Source organism: Bacillus sp. RC242, assembly GCF_044908245.1.
Taxonomy (GTDB): domain Bacteria; phylum Bacillota; class Bacilli; order Bacillales; family Bacillaceae_G; genus Bacillus_A; species Bacillus_A mycoides.
Window position 1 is genome coordinate 74,603 of sequence record NZ_JBIYCZ010000001.1, and the last position, 16,535, is coordinate 91,137.

General features: G+C 37.3%; 14 protein-coding genes. All 14 read right to left on the reverse strand.

The window, feature by feature from the left end; translation table 11 throughout:
* Position 1 precedes the first annotated feature (1 nt).
* Positions 2-883: a ribosome small subunit-dependent GTPase A gene (gene rsgA, locus ABH957_RS00405; protein ID WP_404445049.1), complete on the reverse strand. Its 882-nt coding sequence runs from the start codon at positions 881-883 to the stop codon at positions 2-4.
* A 270-nt stretch (positions 884-1,153) separates the two neighbouring features.
* Positions 1,154-3,127, reverse strand: coding sequence for a Stk1 family PASTA domain-containing Ser/Thr kinase (pknB, locus tag ABH957_RS00410; protein WP_404510587.1), 1,974 nt, complete (start codon positions 3,125-3,127; stop codon positions 1,154-1,156).
* Positions 3,128-3,135: 8 nt separating this feature from the next.
* Entirely contained in the window at positions 3,136-3,888 is a 753-nt protein-coding gene (locus ABH957_RS00415) for a Stp1/IreP family PP2C-type Ser/Thr phosphatase (protein WP_002137950.1), read from the reverse strand.
* Positions 3,889-3,892: 4 nt separating this feature from the next.
* Positions 3,893-4,981 carry a dual-specificity RNA methyltransferase RlmN gene (gene rlmN, locus ABH957_RS00420; RefSeq protein ID WP_002014500.1) on the reverse strand — a complete coding sequence of 363 codons (1,089 nt, stop codon included), beginning with the start codon at positions 4,979-4,981 and terminating at the stop codon, positions 3,893-3,895.
* 4 nt (positions 4,982-4,985) lie between these two features.
* Positions 4,986-6,320, reverse strand: a complete 1,335-nt coding sequence (rsmB, locus tag ABH957_RS00425) for a 16S rRNA (cytosine(967)-C(5))-methyltransferase RsmB (protein ID WP_404445039.1) — start codon at positions 6,318-6,320, stop codon at positions 4,986-4,988.
* Positions 6,317-7,261: a methionyl-tRNA formyltransferase gene (gene fmt / locus ABH957_RS00430; protein ID WP_404491031.1), complete on the reverse strand. Its 945-nt coding sequence runs from the start codon at positions 7,259-7,261 to the stop codon at positions 6,317-6,319. The genes rsmB and fmt overlap by 4 nt, the downstream gene beginning before the upstream one ends.
* Before the next feature lie 22 nt (positions 7,262-7,283).
* Entirely contained in the window at positions 7,284-7,754 is a 471-nt protein-coding gene (gene def, locus ABH957_RS00435) for a peptide deformylase (RefSeq protein ID WP_002014496.1), read from the reverse strand.
* A gap of 11 nt (positions 7,755-7,765) precedes the next feature.
* The gene (priA, locus tag ABH957_RS00440; RefSeq protein WP_002137952.1) at positions 7,766-10,171 is read right to left on the reverse strand and encodes a primosomal protein N'; all 2,406 of its coding nucleotides are present in this window, start codon (positions 10,169-10,171) and stop codon (positions 7,766-7,768) included.
* Complete coding sequence (gene coaBC, locus ABH957_RS00445) at positions 10,168-11,373, reverse strand: bifunctional phosphopantothenoylcysteine decarboxylase/phosphopantothenate--cysteine ligase CoaBC (protein ID WP_404445033.1); 1,206 nt, start codon at positions 11,371-11,373, stop codon at positions 10,168-10,170. The genes priA and coaBC overlap by 4 nt, the downstream gene beginning before the upstream one ends.
* Positions 11,374-11,569: 196 nt before the next feature.
* A complete protein-coding gene (gene rpoZ, locus ABH957_RS00450) occupies positions 11,570-11,782 on the reverse strand; it encodes a DNA-directed RNA polymerase subunit omega (protein WP_002014493.1) in 213 nt (70 codons plus the stop codon).
* 2 nt (positions 11,783-11,784) lie between these two features.
* On the reverse strand, positions 11,785-12,402 hold the full coding sequence (gene gmk, locus ABH957_RS00455) for a guanylate kinase (protein ID WP_002014492.1): 618 nt from the start codon (positions 12,400-12,402) through the stop codon (positions 11,785-11,787).
* Positions 12,403-12,415: 13 nt separating this feature from the next.
* Positions 12,416-12,679 carry an extracellular matrix/biofilm regulator RemA gene (remA, locus tag ABH957_RS00460; RefSeq protein WP_001251456.1) on the reverse strand — a complete coding sequence of 88 codons (264 nt, stop codon included), beginning with the start codon at positions 12,677-12,679 and terminating at the stop codon, positions 12,416-12,418.
* Positions 12,680-12,746: 67 nt separating this feature from the next.
* Positions 12,747-13,622 (reverse strand): YicC/YloC family endoribonuclease, encoded by an 876-nt coding sequence (locus ABH957_RS00465; protein WP_002088227.1) that lies wholly within the window; start codon positions 13,620-13,622, stop codon positions 12,747-12,749.
* 99 nt (positions 13,623-13,721) lie between these two features.
* Positions 13,722-16,445, reverse strand: a complete 2,724-nt coding sequence (locus ABH957_RS00470; protein ID WP_002066776.1) for a calcium-translocating P-type ATPase, SERCA-type — start codon at positions 16,443-16,445, stop codon at positions 13,722-13,724.
* Between the last annotated feature and the right edge of the window lie 90 nt (positions 16,446-16,535).

Genomic DNA, 16,535 nt, shown 5'->3' on the forward strand with positions numbered 1-16,535 from the left:
ACTAATACCTCGGCTTTCTCTCTCTAATTTCTTCTACGAATTGTTTGTAATTCTTATAACGATATTCGGTAATCTTTCCTTCTTCAACCGCAGCTTTCACCGCACATTTCGGTTCAGCAAGGTGTGTACACCCTCTAAATTTACAGTATTGGCTCGCTTCTTTCAACTCTGGAAAACAATATGTAAGATCTTCTACCTCTATATCTATGAAATCAAGCGAACTAAAACCAGGTGTATCCGCAACAAGTCCGCTTCCAACTGTAATTAATTCTACGTGTCTTGTCGTATGCTTTCCACGTCCTAAATGTGAAGAAATATCATTAGTTTTCAATTCTAAATCTGGACGTAATACATTTAGCATTGAAGATTTCCCAACACCAGATTGGCCTGCAACGACGGAAATACAACCTTCTAAGAATGGTTTCAGAATATCAATACTTTTCGATGTATTTATAGAAGTAAACAACACATCATAACCCATTTCACGATAATCATTTGCATAAGATTCAACAGTTTCTCTCATTTTTTCATCTACTAAATCCATCTTACTAATACAAATAATTGGTTTGATGTTATGATATTCAATTAATACTAAAAATCGATCTAACAGTCCTGGATTAAAATCTGGTTCTACCGCTGAGAAAACAAGAATAGCTTGATCAACATTAGCAATAGGAGGTCTAACAAGTTCATTTTTCCGATCAAATACTTCTAACACATAACCCTCACTCGGATTATCCGCTTGAAAAACAACTTGGTCTCCTACAAGTGGCGTAATTTTATTCTTTCTAAATACACCACGCCCACGACATTGTGTAATCCCCTCCTCATTCTGCACATAATAAAACCCACTTAGAGCTTTTACAATTTTTCCTTCTGGCATATAATTCTCCTTTATTTTGTATAAAATGAAACTGCAATTAAATATGAATAGACTAGCGTTCTTTAAACAATTATTTCAAAGCCCACCAAATATATATCCAGATTCATATATTTAATCTACCATCAAATTTGAAATATTATTTACAACAGTATCACTTTTACAGCTTTTTGAATCATATATTTTTGCCTGTTATACAGTCCACGATGTAGACAGCATAACAGGCAAGAGTAATAAATTCCATCTTCTATATAAGGACGATGGAATTCACTATTATTGAGCTGGATATGGTACTTCCTTGTCCATAATCGTTACTCCATCTCGGACAATTTTATAGTGTCCCTTTGCACCTTCTTGAATTACAAATTCTAAAGAAATAATCGCTGACTCAGTAATTGTTCTCGTTTCAACTGGTTTATCCATTTTTTGCTGCATATCTTCTTTATAAATTTCTATTGTTTGCGGCTTTTTTTCACCTGTTGCAGAAGCTTCATATGGGATAGAAATGTTATCCACTTTTATCGTTTTCGTCACTTTAGGCTTCGGACCATCGGAGATAACAATCGATACTTTATCTCCTTCTTTTAAAGGTGTCCCAGGCTTTGGTAACTGTGAAATAACAAGACCTTTATCAACCGTATCTGAATACTCTCTTTTTATATCAGAAACAAGCTTTCTTTCATTTAAATAACCTTTTACACTATTTTCAGTCCATCCTGAAAAATCACCTGGTCTTATTTGATAAGGTCCTTTACTTACCCAAATTTTCAGTTCTTGTTCTGCCTCTATAACCATTTGATCAGGCGTTGGTATTTGCTCTACAATTTCACCTTTCGGCTTATCATTTTCAATATAATTTATTGTAACTTGTTTATATTTTTCTTCTAACTCAGCTCTTATACTCTCGAAATCTTTTCCTGTCAAATCACGCATCTTATTTTTCTTTTTCCCACCTGATTGATAGATAGTAATTTTAGAGTTTTCTTTCACTACTCTTCCTGCTATAGGATCTGTTTTTATCACTTTTCCGGCTTCAACATCATCTGTATATACAAGATTAGGTTCAGTAACTTCAAAACCTTTTTCAACTAATGTATTTACAGCTGTCGTATATTTCATACCAGCCACATCAGGAACCTTCACATCTTTCGGAATAAAGAAGCCTGGAATAACAGTAAGTGCTAAGGTTATCCCTATCGCTAAAAGTAAAAATGTTGTAATTAAAACTTTCAGCCATTTATTATTTCGCTTTTTCTTCTTACCTGATTTGGTCTCTTCTTTTCTTACTTGTTCATCCACTTTACTTCCTTTTAATACAATCGTTTCATCACTTACATTTTGAAATAGTTGTTCTTGTTGAATAATTGGAATCGCTTTCGTTGCTTCCATATCTTCTGGTATGTAAAATGGTTGTTCATTTATTCGTTCTGGGTATAGTGCTGTTTCAATATCTCGTTTCATCGCGTTAGCAGATTGATATCGATGGAACGGATCTTTCGCAGTTGCCTTTAATATAATATTTTCAACACTTTGTGGAATATTTTCATTCCATCTTTTTGGAGATGGCATTTCATTTTGTAAATGTTTTAACGCAATTGCAACAGCAGATTCACCAGAAAACGGTTGTCTTCCTGTTAACAATTCAAACATAACAATCCCAAGTGAATAAATATCTGATTGTTTATTCGCTATACCACCGCGCGCTTGTTCTGGTGATAAATAATGCACCGAACCGAGCACCGAATTTGTATGTGTAATCGTTGCTGCACTTGTAGCTGTCGCAATTCCAAAGTCTGTTACTTTGACCACTCCGTCATCTCGAATCAAAATATTGTGCGGTTTAATATCACGATGTACAATCTCAAAATGATGGGCGTGTGCCATAGCGGACGTTAACTGCTCCATTATATCAAGAGCCTCTCCTATCGGTAACATCCCTCGATCAATTATGTATTGCTTCAATGTTCGCCCAGGTACATATTCCATTACAAGATAATATATATCATCCTCTTCCCCAACATCATACATATTCACAATATTTGGATGCGACAACGTTGTAACAGATTGCGCTTCTCGATGGAAACGTTTAATAAACTCTTCATTATTTGAATAGTCGAGTCTTAATATTTTTACCGCTACATCTCGACCAAGTATATCATCATGAGCTAAATATACATTGGCCATTCCTCCACCGCCAATCATTTTCAGCAGCTTATAACGGTCATTTAAGCGTTTTCCAATCAGCACGTTGCACTTCACCTACTTTCGTTTGTCGAATCCGTATAATCAATAATAACGAGGGTAATATTATCTTCTCCACCACGATCATTTGCTAATTGAATGAGATGCTCTCCCTTCGCCTCGAGCTGTTCATTCAATTGTAAAATTTGTTGCATATCAGCCATAGGGACTTTGTTAGACAATCCATCAGAGCAAAGAAGCAATTGATCGTCTTCTTCGAGCACCAATGTTTTAACATCTAGTCCGACTTTTTCTTCTGTTCCTAACGCTCTTAACAGAACATTCTTTTTCGGGTGATATTCTGCATCTTCTTTTGAAATTTCACCGTGCCTAACAAGTTCATTTACAAGTGAGTGGTCTTCCGTTACAAGCGATATTTCTCCCTCTGATACCATATAACAACGACTATCTCCTATATGACCTATTGTTACAAAACTAGGTGTACAAATCGCCACGATAACCGTTGTTCCCATGCCATTACATTCTACATGTTGCTGAGAGTAAGCATATATGCGCTCATTAATAATTCCAACGTTAGTATGTAACCACTTTTCTACCTTTTTAGGCTCATTCATATTATGCGTTTGCTTCCAATAATCATGGAATAATTGAATAGCCATCGAGCTAGCTACATCGCCAGCTCGATGACCTCCCATTCCATCTGCTACTACCGCTAAAATATTTCCATCTAAATTGCGAAAAACTCCTGCACTATCTTCATTATGTTGACGAACTTTTCCTTTATCCGATAGAAACACGGCTTTCATCTAGTCACCTCGTCTCTTCTTTGCGCTCCTTTGCACGCAACTGACCGCAGGCTGCATCAATATCATGACCTTGTTCACGGCGAATGGTTACATTCACTCCACGATCTTTTAGCGTCTTTTCAAATAAGAAAATTTGCTCTCGTGGCGTACGTACATAATCACGTTCTGGCACGTAGTTTACCGGAATTAAGTTTACATGACATTTTACACCTTTTAAGAGCGCAGCAAGTTCTTCCGCGTGCTCAACTTGGTCATTTTCTCCTCCAAATAAGCCATATTCAAATGTAATACGACGCCCTGTTCTATTTACATAGTATTTAACAGCTTCCATTAAATCAGGTAGCTTATAAGCACGGTTGATCGGCATTAATTTTGAACGTATCTCTGTATTTGCAGCATGCAATGAAATCGCAAAATTAATTTGCATATCTTCTTCAGCGAACTTATAAATTTTTGGAACAATTCCACTTGTTGAAACTGTCATATGTCTTGCACCAATATGAATTCCTTTTTCATGATTTACAATGCGTAAGAATGACATTAAGTTATCATAATTATCAAATGGTTCTCCAATTCCCATAACAACAAGAGAACTTACACGTTCTTCTGTTTCATCAAGCGCACGCTGAACTTCTACTACTTGCGCTACAATTTCTCCAGCCTCTAAGTTTCGTTTTAACCCACCAAGTGTAGAAGCACAGAACGTACAGCCAATGCGGCAACCCACCTGTGTTGTTACACAAATGGAATTTCCATATTCATGTCGCATTAGTACAGTTTCAATAGAGTATCCATCGTATAACTGGAATAGGAATTTAATCGTTCCATCCGAAGACGTTTGTTTTACTAAAGTGTTTAAAGTAGTAATATCAAAGGAATTCGACAATTTATCGCGCAATCCTTTAGCAAGGTTTGACATATCCTCATAATTTTTTACACGTTTTTTATATAGCCAATCAAAAATTTGTCCTGCACGGAACTTAGGTTCTCCTTGTTCCTTTAACCAATCTTGCATTTCATGAAGTTGTAAAGAATAAATTGATGGTTTCTTTGTTTCTAGATTTTTCTTTTGTTTTTTTACAGTCGTTTCCATGATGCTACACCTTCTTTCTTAAACAAGCAATATAAAAGCCATCTGTTGCAAAATAATGCGGTAAAATTCGTACTTGACCTTCATCAATATACGGATTTAACTTTTCTGGCATGCGATCTTTTATCGTAGTATCCCATTCAAATTCAGGATGCTCTTGTAAAAATTGCTTTATTACTTGTTCATTTTCTATTTTTTCAATTGTGCACGTACTATAAACAAGGCGACCACCTTGTTTTAACAATGGTGCTATTTTTTCTAGTATCGCAAGTTGAATCGTTGATAACCTTTCACTATCGCCCTTATCTTTACCTAACTTAATATCAGGTTTACGTCTAATAACACCAAATCCAGAACATGGTGCATCTACTAATATTTTGTCAAAAGATTCATTTGCAAAATGCTCTTGAACTTTTCTAGCATCTAAAGCCATCGTTTCTATATTTTCTAAACCGAGTCTCTTCGCCTGTTGTTCAATTAAACGTACTTTATGTGCGTGTAAATCAAGCGACATTACCTTACCAGTTCCGTCCAAACGCTCTGCAATATGAGTTGTTTTTCCGCCAGGAGCAGCACAACTATCTAGAACTGTATCTCCTTTTTTCGGTTCTAAAGCACGTGCTACAAGCATTGAGCTTTCATCTTGAATAGAAAGGAAACCTTTTTTGAACGCTTCTGTATGTGCGACATTTCCTCTTTCAATTTGAATTGCATCCTCTGACAATTCGCCACGTTTTGCTTCTATACCCTCATCAGCTAATAACGCAACCGCTTCTTCTACCGTTACTTTATCAACATTTACACGTGCTGTTGGTACAGGTGGCAACATATTTACTTCACACATTTTCTCTGCTGTCTCTAAACCATATTCGGATGCCCATTCTTGTACAAGCCACATTGGATGGCTCGTTGCAATCGCAAGTCGTTCTACTGGATTTTCAATTTCTTCTAACGAAGGTACACCTTCTCGCTGAATTGAACGCAATACTCCATTCACCATGCCTGAAATCCCTTTATGCCCACGACGCTTTGCAATCTCAACTGCTTCATGAATAGCCGCTCTTTCTGGAACTCGGTCTAAATATAGCATTTGATATAGAGATAGGCGAAGCAACACTCTTACCCACGCTTCAACCTTTTTTCTTAAAAATGGTTGTAAATAATAATCTAGTGTGTCACGACGTTGAATTGTTCCATATACCATTTCAGTTAATAAACCAATATCTTTTCTGTCAATTGTATTTTTTTCAATCAAATTATTTAAAAGTAAGTTGCTATATGCACCACTTTTTTCTACTTGAATTAAGCCATCCAGAGCTAACTCACGAACATTTTGTCTCATGCATTTTCTCCTAACTTCGTACCAATTTCAGGTTTTGTTCCACGTAAAAATTGTGAACAACTCATACGCTTTTTACCAGATGGTTGCAATTCAGTGATTTTAACGCCTGCCTCGTTCCCTGTTGCAACAACAAATCCATCTTCTTCAAGAGCTACTATTGTACCTGGTTCAGCTTTCTCTGTAATAGAGACCTTCTCTCCCCACCATACTTTAATAACTTGTCCTGCCAAAGTCGTATAAGCAACTGGCCATGGATTCAATCCGCGAATGTGATTGTATACTTCTTCACCTGTTTTTGTCCAATCAATTATCTCTTGCTCACGTTTTATATTATATGCAAACGTCACTTCAGCTTCACTTTGTTTAATTGGTTCTAGTTTACCCTGAATTAGTAAAGGAACCGTTTTAGATAAAAGGTGTGCTCCTGCTTCGCTTAACTTATCAAATAATGAACCTGTTGTTTCACGCTCTTCAATTTCTACTTCTACTTGCGTTAATATATCGCCAGCATCTAATTTTTCTACCATATACATAATTGTAATACCTGTTTTCTCTTTACCTTCCATGATCGCATAATGAATTGGTGCACCACCGCGAAGTTCTGGAAGTAATGATGCGTGGACATTAATACATCCATACTTTGGCGCTTCTAAAATTTCATTCGGTACGATTTGTCCAAATGCTGCTGTTACAATTAAGTCTGGCTCTAGTGCTAATACTTTTTCATATTCGTCTTTTTCACGAATTTTTAACGGCTGTACTACTGGAATACCATGTTTCTCCGCTTCTACTTTAACAGGAGTAGGTGTTAAAACCTTTTTTCTACCAACTGGACGATCAGGTTGCGTTACAACACCAACTACGTCATATCCGTCCTCGATAAGACGACGAAGCACCGGCACAGAAAAGTCCGGTGTCCCCATAAATACTACTTTCATCATTCAAAAACCGCTCCTTTTAAACCTATTCTAATTCGCCTGCTTCATAATATCTTTTCACTTTAGATGTAAATAAAACACCGTGTAAATGATCGATTTCATGCTGAATTGCACGCGCTAAGAAGTCATCCGCTTCTAATAAAAATATTTTACCGCGACGATTTTGTGCACGTACTTTAATGTAATCTGCGCGCTCCACTTCACCATAAAGTCCCGGAAAGCTTAAGCAGCCTTCGGGACCTACTTGTTCACCACGTTTTTCTAAAATAACAGGATTAATTAATTCAATTTTACCCGTATCATCACCTATATCAACAACAGCAACTTGTAAGCTTACACCCACTTGTGGCGCAGCTAGACCAACTCCGTCTGCAATTAACATTGTTTCATGCATATCTTTTAACAATTTCACTAACTTTTTATCAAAGTTAATTACTCTTTCGCATGGTGTTTCTAACACTTCATTTGGATGCTTTACAATTTCTAAAACTGCCATATTTCCCTCCGCTACATTAACATTGTTGGATTAAAATCAATTGAGATTTGTAGCTCTTTTTGCATTTCTGCTTGATAATGTTCATTTACCATTTTGAGCACGTTCTTTAAGTTTGGTTCCCGTTTGTATTTTATCATGCATTGGTAACGATATCTATCTTTTATCCTTGGAATTGCTGAAGCAACCGGCCCTAACACCATCGTTTGCCTTGAACAATGCGTTCGTAAATGACCGACAATTTTTTCCGTCACTTGGACTGCCTTTAATAATTCCGGATGAGATACAGTTACAAGTACAACGTAGTAATATGGCGGATATTGTCTCATTTGCCTCATTTGCATTTCGTGCTCATAAAATACATCATATTGTTGATTCTTTGCTAATTCTACACTGTAATGTTCCGGCGTATACGTTTGAATTACAACTTCCCCTGGCAATTCATGTCTTCCTGCACGTCCACTCACTTGTGTCAATAGCTGATACGTCTTTTCACTCGCCCGAAAATCAGGTAGATGAAGCATCGTATCCGCCGTTAAAACGCCAACAAGCGTCACCTTCGGAAAATCAAGCCCTTTTGCAATCATTTGTGTTCCAAGTAATATATCTGCTTTCTCTTCACCAAACGCCTTTAATAATTTTTCATGCATTCCTTTACGGCTTGTTGTATCCACATCCATTCGAATGACCCGCGCCTCAGGGAATAGTTTTGTGATTTCTTCTTCAACCTTTTGCGTCCCTGTACCAAAGAAACGAATATACGTACTATTACAAGCAGGACACTCCGTTGGCATATTTTCCTCATGACTACAATAATGACATTTTAAACGATGGTTCATTTTGTGATATGTCAACGAAATATCACAATGCGGACATTGTACGACATACCCACAATCACGGCACATCACAAACGTAGAATGACCCCTTCTATTTAAAAAGAGAACCATTTGTTCTTTCTTTTCTAATCGATCTGCTATTTTTTCATGCAGTGCCTTTGAAAACATTGAGCGATTTCCATCACGAAGCTCTTCACGCATATCAACAATTTCTACAGTCGGCAAAGCTTGTTTGTTCATACGTTTTTCCATTGTAAGCAACCCATAGACACCTTTTTTCGCTCTAGCAAACGATTCAAGTGTCGGCGTTGCACTTCCGAGAACGATTGGACACTTATGGTATTGTCCTCTCCACACTGCTACATCTCTTGCATGATACTTTGGGTTATCCTCTTGCTTATAACTTGATTCATGCTCTTCATCAATAATAATGATTCCTAAATTTTCGAATGGAGCAAAAATAGCTGAACGCGCACCAACTACAACTTTCACTTCTTTTCTTAATATCTTTCGCCATTCATCATATTTCTCGCCAACAGAAAGCGCACTGTGAAGAACTGCAACTTGCGAACCGAACCTACCTTTAAAGCGATCTACCATCTGGGGCGTTAGCGCAATTTCAGGAACAAGCACAATTGCTTCTTTTCCTTTCTCGAGCACCGCTGCTATAGATTGTAAATACACTTCAGTCTTACCACTTCCTGTAACACCATATAGTAAAAATGGATTGTAAGTTTCATTTGTAATTGATGACAAAATCGGTGTAATTACTTGTTTTTGTTCCTCAGTAAGCGGAAATGGTTTCGTTTGTTCAAAATCATCATCGTCATACGGACTCCGGTATACTTCTACATACTTTTCTGAGATTAGACCCTTTTTAACAAGTGCTTTTATTGGAGCATCTGTTATTTGTAATTCTTCTGTTAAATTTTTTAACGGTACACTTTTGTAGTTTTCTACAAAATAATAGAGTACATCTTGTTGTTTTTTACTTTTCAGTTCAAATGCTGCTAATTCCAATTTATCTGCCGGCAACTCCGGTTGAACTACTCTTTGTTTCTTCTTCTGCACTTTATCCTTTACTTGATAAACCACTTCAGTCGTACCATTTTTAATTTCTTGTTGAATAGTGCGATATAGGTGTGGCTGTGCTTCGATAGCTTCCCAATCTATCGTTTCCTTCCCTTGAAATAAAGAAAGAATTTCTGGTGCTACTTCTTCTCGGTTACGAAGTTGCAGACGCTTTTTATATGTTGCTTTGATCGCCGTCGGAAGCATCACCTGAAAAGCTGAAATCATATAACATAACGTTTCACTTGTAAGCCAATACCCAAGTTTTAATAATTCATCATTTAAAACCGGAGTGACATCTAATATTTCATACAACGCTTTTAACTTTTTACTTTCTAGTTCAACCGAATCCTTTATGCCAATAATAAAACCTTGCAATTTCCTCGGACCGAATGGGACTACTACACGCATTCCTGTTTGCACGATATCTTCCCATTTTTTAGGGATAATATAATCAAACGGTCGATCTGTTTGACGTGCAGGTACATCAACAATTACACTTGCAAACTTCATACATAATCATCTTCTAACATCATTTCTATTTGCTTTAATATTTCACGAGCCACTTCTTTCTTCGTTAAAAGTGGCAGCTCAATGATTTCTCCATCTTTTCTATACATTGTCACAATATTTGTATCCGTACCAAACCCAGCTCCTTGCGCTTTCACGTCATTCGCAACAATCATATTTGCATTTTTCTCACGTAATTTTCTCGTTGCGTATTCCTCTATGTTTGTCGTTTCAGCTGCAAAACCGATAAGTAACTGTCGGTCCTTCTTCTCACCTAACGTTTTTAAAATATCCACTGTTCTTTCTAATTCAATTACAGCATCGCCATTTTTCTTTTTCATTTTATTATCATGAACATATTTCGGACGGTAATCTGCAACGGCTGCTGTTTTGATGACAACATCCACACTCTGATAATGCTGAAGGACTGCCTCTAACATATCTTGTGCAGATTCTACTTGTATTGTTGTGACATGTAATGGTGACTCTAATGCTGTCGGTCCTGAAACAAGTATGACATCAGCACCTAAGCTTGCTGCAACTTCTGCGATCGCATACCCCATCTTTCCAGAAGAAAAATTCGTCATAAAACGGACTGGGTCAATCTTTTCACGTGTCGGGCCAGCCGTTATTAATATTCGCTTTCCTTGCAATGGTTTTTGTTCTGAGAAAACCTCTTCTAACCTTCTAATAATCACTTCAGGTTCTTCCAGTCTTCCCTTAGCTACATAACCACATGCTAAAAAGCCTTCGCCAGGCTCAATAAATGTATATCCTAACGCTTTTAACGTCATCATATTTTTTTGAACAATTTTATTTTCATACATATGCACATTCATAGCAGGCGCAATCCAAACTGGAGCTGTAGTAGCCAACAAAGTAGTTGTAATCATATCATCAGCAATACCGCCAGCTAACTTTCCAATGCAATTCGCTGTAGCAGGTGCCACAAGTACAACATCTGCCCAATCCGCTAAATCAATGTGAGCGATAACTGCTGAGTCTTTTTCATCAAACGTATCCGTATATACATCGTGGCGAGAAAGCGCTTGAAATGTAAGAGGTGTAACAAACTTCATTGCCGATTCACTCATCATTACTTTTACAGTAGCACCCGCTTGTGTCAATTTACTCGTTAACGCAGCTGCTTTAAAAACTGCAATGCCTCCTGTTACACATAGAAGTATCTTTTTCCCTTTTAGCATATGACTCGTCCTCTTTCTTTTTCAAACTTATTCTACTGAAATAGAATTTTCAGCTCGTCAGTACCAATATGTTGTTCCACCTTTTTACGATTATTTCTTCCCTATCATAAAAAAATAACAACCTACTTGTAAATAGGTTGTTACCGTTACATAGAAAATTATAAAGTCTATGTTTTAATTTGTCGAAAAGAATGTCTTAATCAATTATTGTGTCATCGCTTGGTACATATTTTAATACTTCTAAATCGATTTCTTCTAATGCTTTACCTACACATTTATAAGAAACAGGCTTTTCAATAACACAATTGTCAGCAATTTGCATTTCACGTGCACGCTTTGCAGCTACTGTTACAAGTGTATATTTAGAATCGATTTTTGTTAATAATGAGTCAATTGATGGATTTAACATAATTATAGACCCTCCGTCATTTCTTTATAGTATTTTGCCACTCTTTCGCGGCGGCAATGTTCACCAACCACAATTGCTTTAATTCGGTCGCAAGCTAATTCAACTTGATCGTTTTCTACAACATAGTCATAAGCGTCCATCATTTCGATTTCTTCTTTCGCTACAGTTAAACGATTTTCAATAACATCTTCAGTTTCTGTACCACGGCCGACAATTCGGTTCTTTAGTTCAGATAAACTTGGAGGTGCTAAGAAAATAAATACACCTGCTGGGAAGGCTTTCTTAACTTGAATTGCTCCTTGCACTTCAATTTCTAAGAACACATCTTTTCCTTCTTGTAACGTTTTTTCAACATAATCAATCGGTGTTCCGTAATAATTACCAACGAACTCAGCCCATTCAAGTAACTTTTCATTACGGATCATTTCTTCAAATTCTTCTCTCTCTTTAAAGAAATAATCCACACCATCTACTTCACCTTCACGCGGTTTACGTGTCGTTACTGAAATAGAGTACTGAAAACGTGTGTCTTCATGGCTAAACAGCTCTTTTCGAACCGTTCCTTTCCCGACACCAGAAGGTCCCGAAAGAACGATGAGCAATCCTCTTCTACTTCTCATAAATATGTAAAACCTACCCTTCCTCACTTAAATCTTCTTTATTATTCAAACGATGTGCAATCGTCTCTGGCTGAATTGGACTTAATACTACATGCCCATCATCCATAACAATAACCGCCCTTGTTTTTCTCCCATACGTAGCATCAAGCAAAGCATTATGTTCACGCGCTTCCTGTACTGTCCGTTTAATAGGAGCTGACTCCGGACTTACAATAGCAATAATTCGATGAGCAGATACAATATTTCCGTATCCAATATTTAAAAACCGCATGGCCATAGTTTGCGCCTCCTAGTAAGTCTATCCGATTTCTCCACCACGTATAACTTTATATATTTTTTGAAAGCTACTCAATATTTTGTACTTGTTCACGAATTTTTTCAAGGTTATTTTTCATTTCTACGACATATTTTGAAATTGTTAAGTCATTTGCCTTAGAACCTATCGTATTAACTTCCCTATGCATCTCTTGCACGATGAAGTCCATTTTCCTTCCAACAGGCTCTGTAATTTGCAGTGCTTCACGAAATTGATCTAAATGACTTTGTAATCGAACTAATTCTTCGTGAATATCTGAACGCTCTGCAAATATTGCTACTTCTGTCAACAATCGTTGTTCATCTAAATCTTGATTATGTAATTCTTTTAAGCGATTTTCTAATCGTTCACGATATTTTTGTGTAACAATTGGTGCATGTGGAATAATTGCATTTACACAATTATGAATCTCTTGCAAACGATATGCTATATCTTTATGTAATCGTTCTCCTTCGCCATCTCTCATCGTTTTCAACATATGAGCAGCTTGGCGAACAGCCTCATATAAACCGGTTTCAAATTGTTCATTTACATTTTCTATTTCTTCAACTGCCGTTACTTCTGGCATTCCCATTAGTTGCCCGAGTGTAATAGAATCTTGTAATTGAAATTTCCCTTTTATATCTTCCATAATGGATTGGTACTGCTTGAGAAGTTCCCAATTCACAGTTAATTTTCTTTCAACAAGCCCTTCACCTGTTATACTAATAGACACTTCAATACGTCCACGGCGAACTTGCTTTGCAATTATTTTACGAATCTTGTCTTCAAACGCCATCATTTGCTTCGGAAGCCGAATACTCATTTCTAAAAAACGATGGTTCACCGACTTCATTTCTACTGTTATTTGAAAAGTATCGTTTTCTACCTTCGATCTTCCAAATCCTGTCATACTACAAATCATCTTTATCACATCCAAGCCATGAAATAACTCAATGAAAAAGGTAATAGAGATGCAACTCTACTACCTTCTGTAAATTATATCATATTTTCATATCATTGACTATTTCAAGTTTAATCCCTTCTTATATAACAGCGGCTTTTTCTTTTTCTCCTTTTTTCTTGTTAATAAGGACCCTACTAATAAGAAGGTCGGAATAGATGATAATCCGCCAATTAACAACCAATCTCGTGCTTGTATCGGCATTGTGCTAAAAATCGGCTGTAATGGTGGATAATATATAACTACAAGCATTAACAGTAAAGAAATAATAACCGCCCCTACTAGATATATATTTCCAAACGGGTTGCGGTGAAATATAGAATGTTCACTACGACAATCAAATACATGAATAAGCTGAGCCAGTACTAATGTTGCGAAGGCTACCGTTTGTGCATACTTCAATTCATTCGGATGCTGGTTAAATGCAATGATAAACGCTACTAATGTCACTGCTCCGATTAGAAAACCACGACTTATAATTTTCCACGCAAGCCCTCTAGCGAACACCCCTTCTTTCGGATGGCGTGGTGTTCTCTTCATCACATCTCCTTCAGCCTTATCCAAACCTAATGCCATCGCTGGTAAACCGTCAGTAACTAAGTTCACCCATAAAATTTGAATTGGAACCATCGGCAATGGCAGTGCAAGTAACATCGCAAATAACATAACTAAAATTTCACCAACGTTAGATGCTAACAAATACCGAATAAACTTCCGAATATTTTCATATATGTTTCTACCTTCTTTAATCGCCGATTTAATCGTAGCAAAGTTATCATCTAACAACACAAGTGACGAAGCTTCTTTTGCAACATCTGTCCCTGTAATTCCCATTGCAATCCCTATATCAGCTGTTTTAATAGCTGGAGCATCGTTCACTCCATCACCTGTCATAGCTACTATATGTCCCTTATTTTGCAGCGCCTTAACGATTTTTAATTTATGCTCAGGAGACACACGAGCGAATACATACGTATCTTCTACAATATCTTCTAATGCCTCTACATCCATATTCGCAAGTTCTACACCTTCAACAACGCGTCCACCCGCCGGTAAAACCCCTAACTGTTCCGCAATTGCCATTGCCGTCACTTTATGATCTCCCGTAATCATTACCGTTCTAATACCAGCTTCCTTACACTCTTTCACCGCTTGCGCCACTTCTAGTCTTGGTGGATCTATCATTCCTTGTATTCCAACAAGCATAAAATCCTGCTCGACTTCTCTTTCATGTTCAATTGAATCTGTAGCTTTTAACGGTTTAAATGCCACCGCAATCGTTCGTAAAGCTTGACTTCCTAAACTATGAATCGCTGCCTGCACTTCTTTTCGATACATTTCACTTAAAGGCTGCTGCTTATTTCCCCACAAAATTGTTTGACTCATTTGCAAAAGAACATCTGGTGCTCCTTTTGTAATAACAAATTTTTTGCCTTCACGATCCCGAACGATAACGCTCATCATTTTTCTAGTTGAATCAAAAGGAAATTCACGAATGACTTCAAACTTTCCTTTAAGAGCTTCACGTGATATTCCCGCCTTCATTGCAGCAGCAACGAGAGCTCCCTCTGTTGGATCTCCATCTAACACATACGTCTTTTTCTTTTGAATAACATTCGCATTATTACATAAACAGCCAAATGTAAGTAGTTGATACAGTGATTTCGTCTTAGTAGGGTCAATTACTGCTTCACCTTTCATAAACGAACCTGTTGGCTCATAGCCTTGACCTGTTACTTTCCACAATTCTCCGCCTGACCACATATGTGTTACCATCATTTTATTTTGTGTCATTGTTCCTGTTTTATCTGAGCAAATAACAGAAGCACAGCCTAACGTTTCTACAGCTGGCAACTTTCGCACAATTGCCCTCTTTTTAATCATACGCTGTACGCCAAGTGATAGCGCAACCGTAACGATAGCTGGCAATCCTTCTGGAATAGCTGCAACAGCAAGCGAAACCCCAGCCAAAAACATGTGATACACTTCATTCCCTTGATATACACCAGCTAGTACAACAAGAGCCGTCAAAATAAGAGCAACAATAATTAAAATTTTTCCAAGCTGTTCTAATCTTCTTTGTAATGGCGTTTCCATTTGCTCAGCATTTTGCAACATATTTGCAATTTGCCCCATAGCTGTATTCATTCCAGTTGCTACGACTACCCCTGTTCCAGCACCTCTCGTTATCATCGTCCCCATAAATGCCATGTTTTTTTGATCACCAATTGAAACATCTTGGCCTTGTAACGCCTCTACCTTCTTTTGTACAGGCAATGACTCTCCTGTAAGAGCCGATTCTTCAATATATAAACTTGAAGATTCCACAAGGCGAACATCCGCGCCAATACGGTCACCACTAGAAAATTTAATAATATCACCTAGTACAAGCGCCTTTGACGGCGCTTTTATCCACTTCCCATTTCTTAGTACAGTAACTTGAGGAGCTGCCAATTCTTTTAAAGCTTCCAACGATTTTTCAGCTTTCCTCTCTTGAAAGAAACCGAGGACACCATTAATAATAACAATTGCAACAATTGCAATCGAATCAATATACTCTCCTAAAAAAGCTGAAATAATTGTAGCACCAAATAAAACAAGTACCATAAAATCTTTAAATTGCGCTAAAAACACCATAAGCGCAGAAGGCCGCTTTGCTTCTTGCAATTCATTTGTACCAAATTTCTTTAATCGGCCCTCTGCTTCTTGCTCTGTAAGACCTACCTCCACATTCGTATTCGTTCTTTCCTCCACTTCATGTGCTCGCATTTCATACCAGTTCATCCTGCCATCGACCTCCTGATTCCAGACATACTCTAATGAAAGCTTATTCAGCCTCGTCCAAAAAAATGCTATAATTAACTTTTAGTTAGA

What these genes read in the sequence shown, in the direction of transcription:
- rsgA (WP_404445049.1), bottom strand. Translation starts at nt 883, where the DNA reads ATGCCAGAAGGAAAAATTGTAAAAGCTCTAAGTGGGTTTTATTATGTG.
- ABH957_RS00415 (WP_002137950.1), bottom strand. Translation starts at nt 3,888, where the DNA reads ATGAAAGCCGTGTTTCTATCGGATAAAGGAAAAGTTCGTCAACATAAT.
- rlmN (WP_002014500.1), bottom strand. Translation starts at nt 4,981, where the DNA reads ATGGAAACGACTGTAAAAAAACAAAAGAAAAATCTAGAAACAAAGAAA.
- rsmB (WP_404445039.1), bottom strand. Translation starts at nt 6,320, where the DNA reads ATGAGACAAAATGTTCGTGAGTTAGCTCTGGATGGCTTAATTCAAGTA.
- fmt (WP_404491031.1), bottom strand. Translation starts at nt 7,261, where the DNA reads ATGATGAAAGTAGTATTTATGGGGACACCGGACTTTTCTGTGCCGGTG.
- def (WP_002014496.1), bottom strand. Translation starts at nt 7,754, where the DNA reads ATGGCAGTTTTAGAAATTGTAAAGCATCCAAATGAAGTGTTAGAAACA.
- priA (WP_002137952.1), bottom strand. Translation starts at nt 10,171, where the DNA reads ATGAAGTTTGCAAGTGTAATTGTTGATGTACCTGCACGTCAAACAGAT.
- coaBC (WP_404445033.1), bottom strand. Translation starts at nt 11,373, where the DNA reads ATGCTAAAAGGGAAAAAGATACTTCTATGTGTAACAGGAGGCATTGCA.
- rpoZ (WP_002014493.1), bottom strand. Translation starts at nt 11,782, where the DNA reads ATGTTAAATCCATCAATTGACTCATTATTAACAAAAATCGATTCTAAA.
- gmk (WP_002014492.1), bottom strand. Translation starts at nt 12,402, where the DNA reads ATGAGAAGTAGAAGAGGATTGCTCATCGTTCTTTCGGGACCTTCTGGT.
- remA (WP_001251456.1), bottom strand. Translation starts at nt 12,679, where the DNA reads ATGGCCATGCGGTTTTTAAATATTGGATACGGAAATATTGTATCTGCT.
- ABH957_RS00465 (WP_002088227.1), bottom strand. Translation starts at nt 13,622, where the DNA reads ATGATTTGTAGTATGACAGGATTTGGAAGATCGAAGGTAGAAAACGAT.
- ABH957_RS00470 (WP_002066776.1), bottom strand. Translation starts at nt 16,445, where the DNA reads ATGAACTGGTATGAAATGCGAGCACATGAAGTGGAGGAAAGAACGAAT.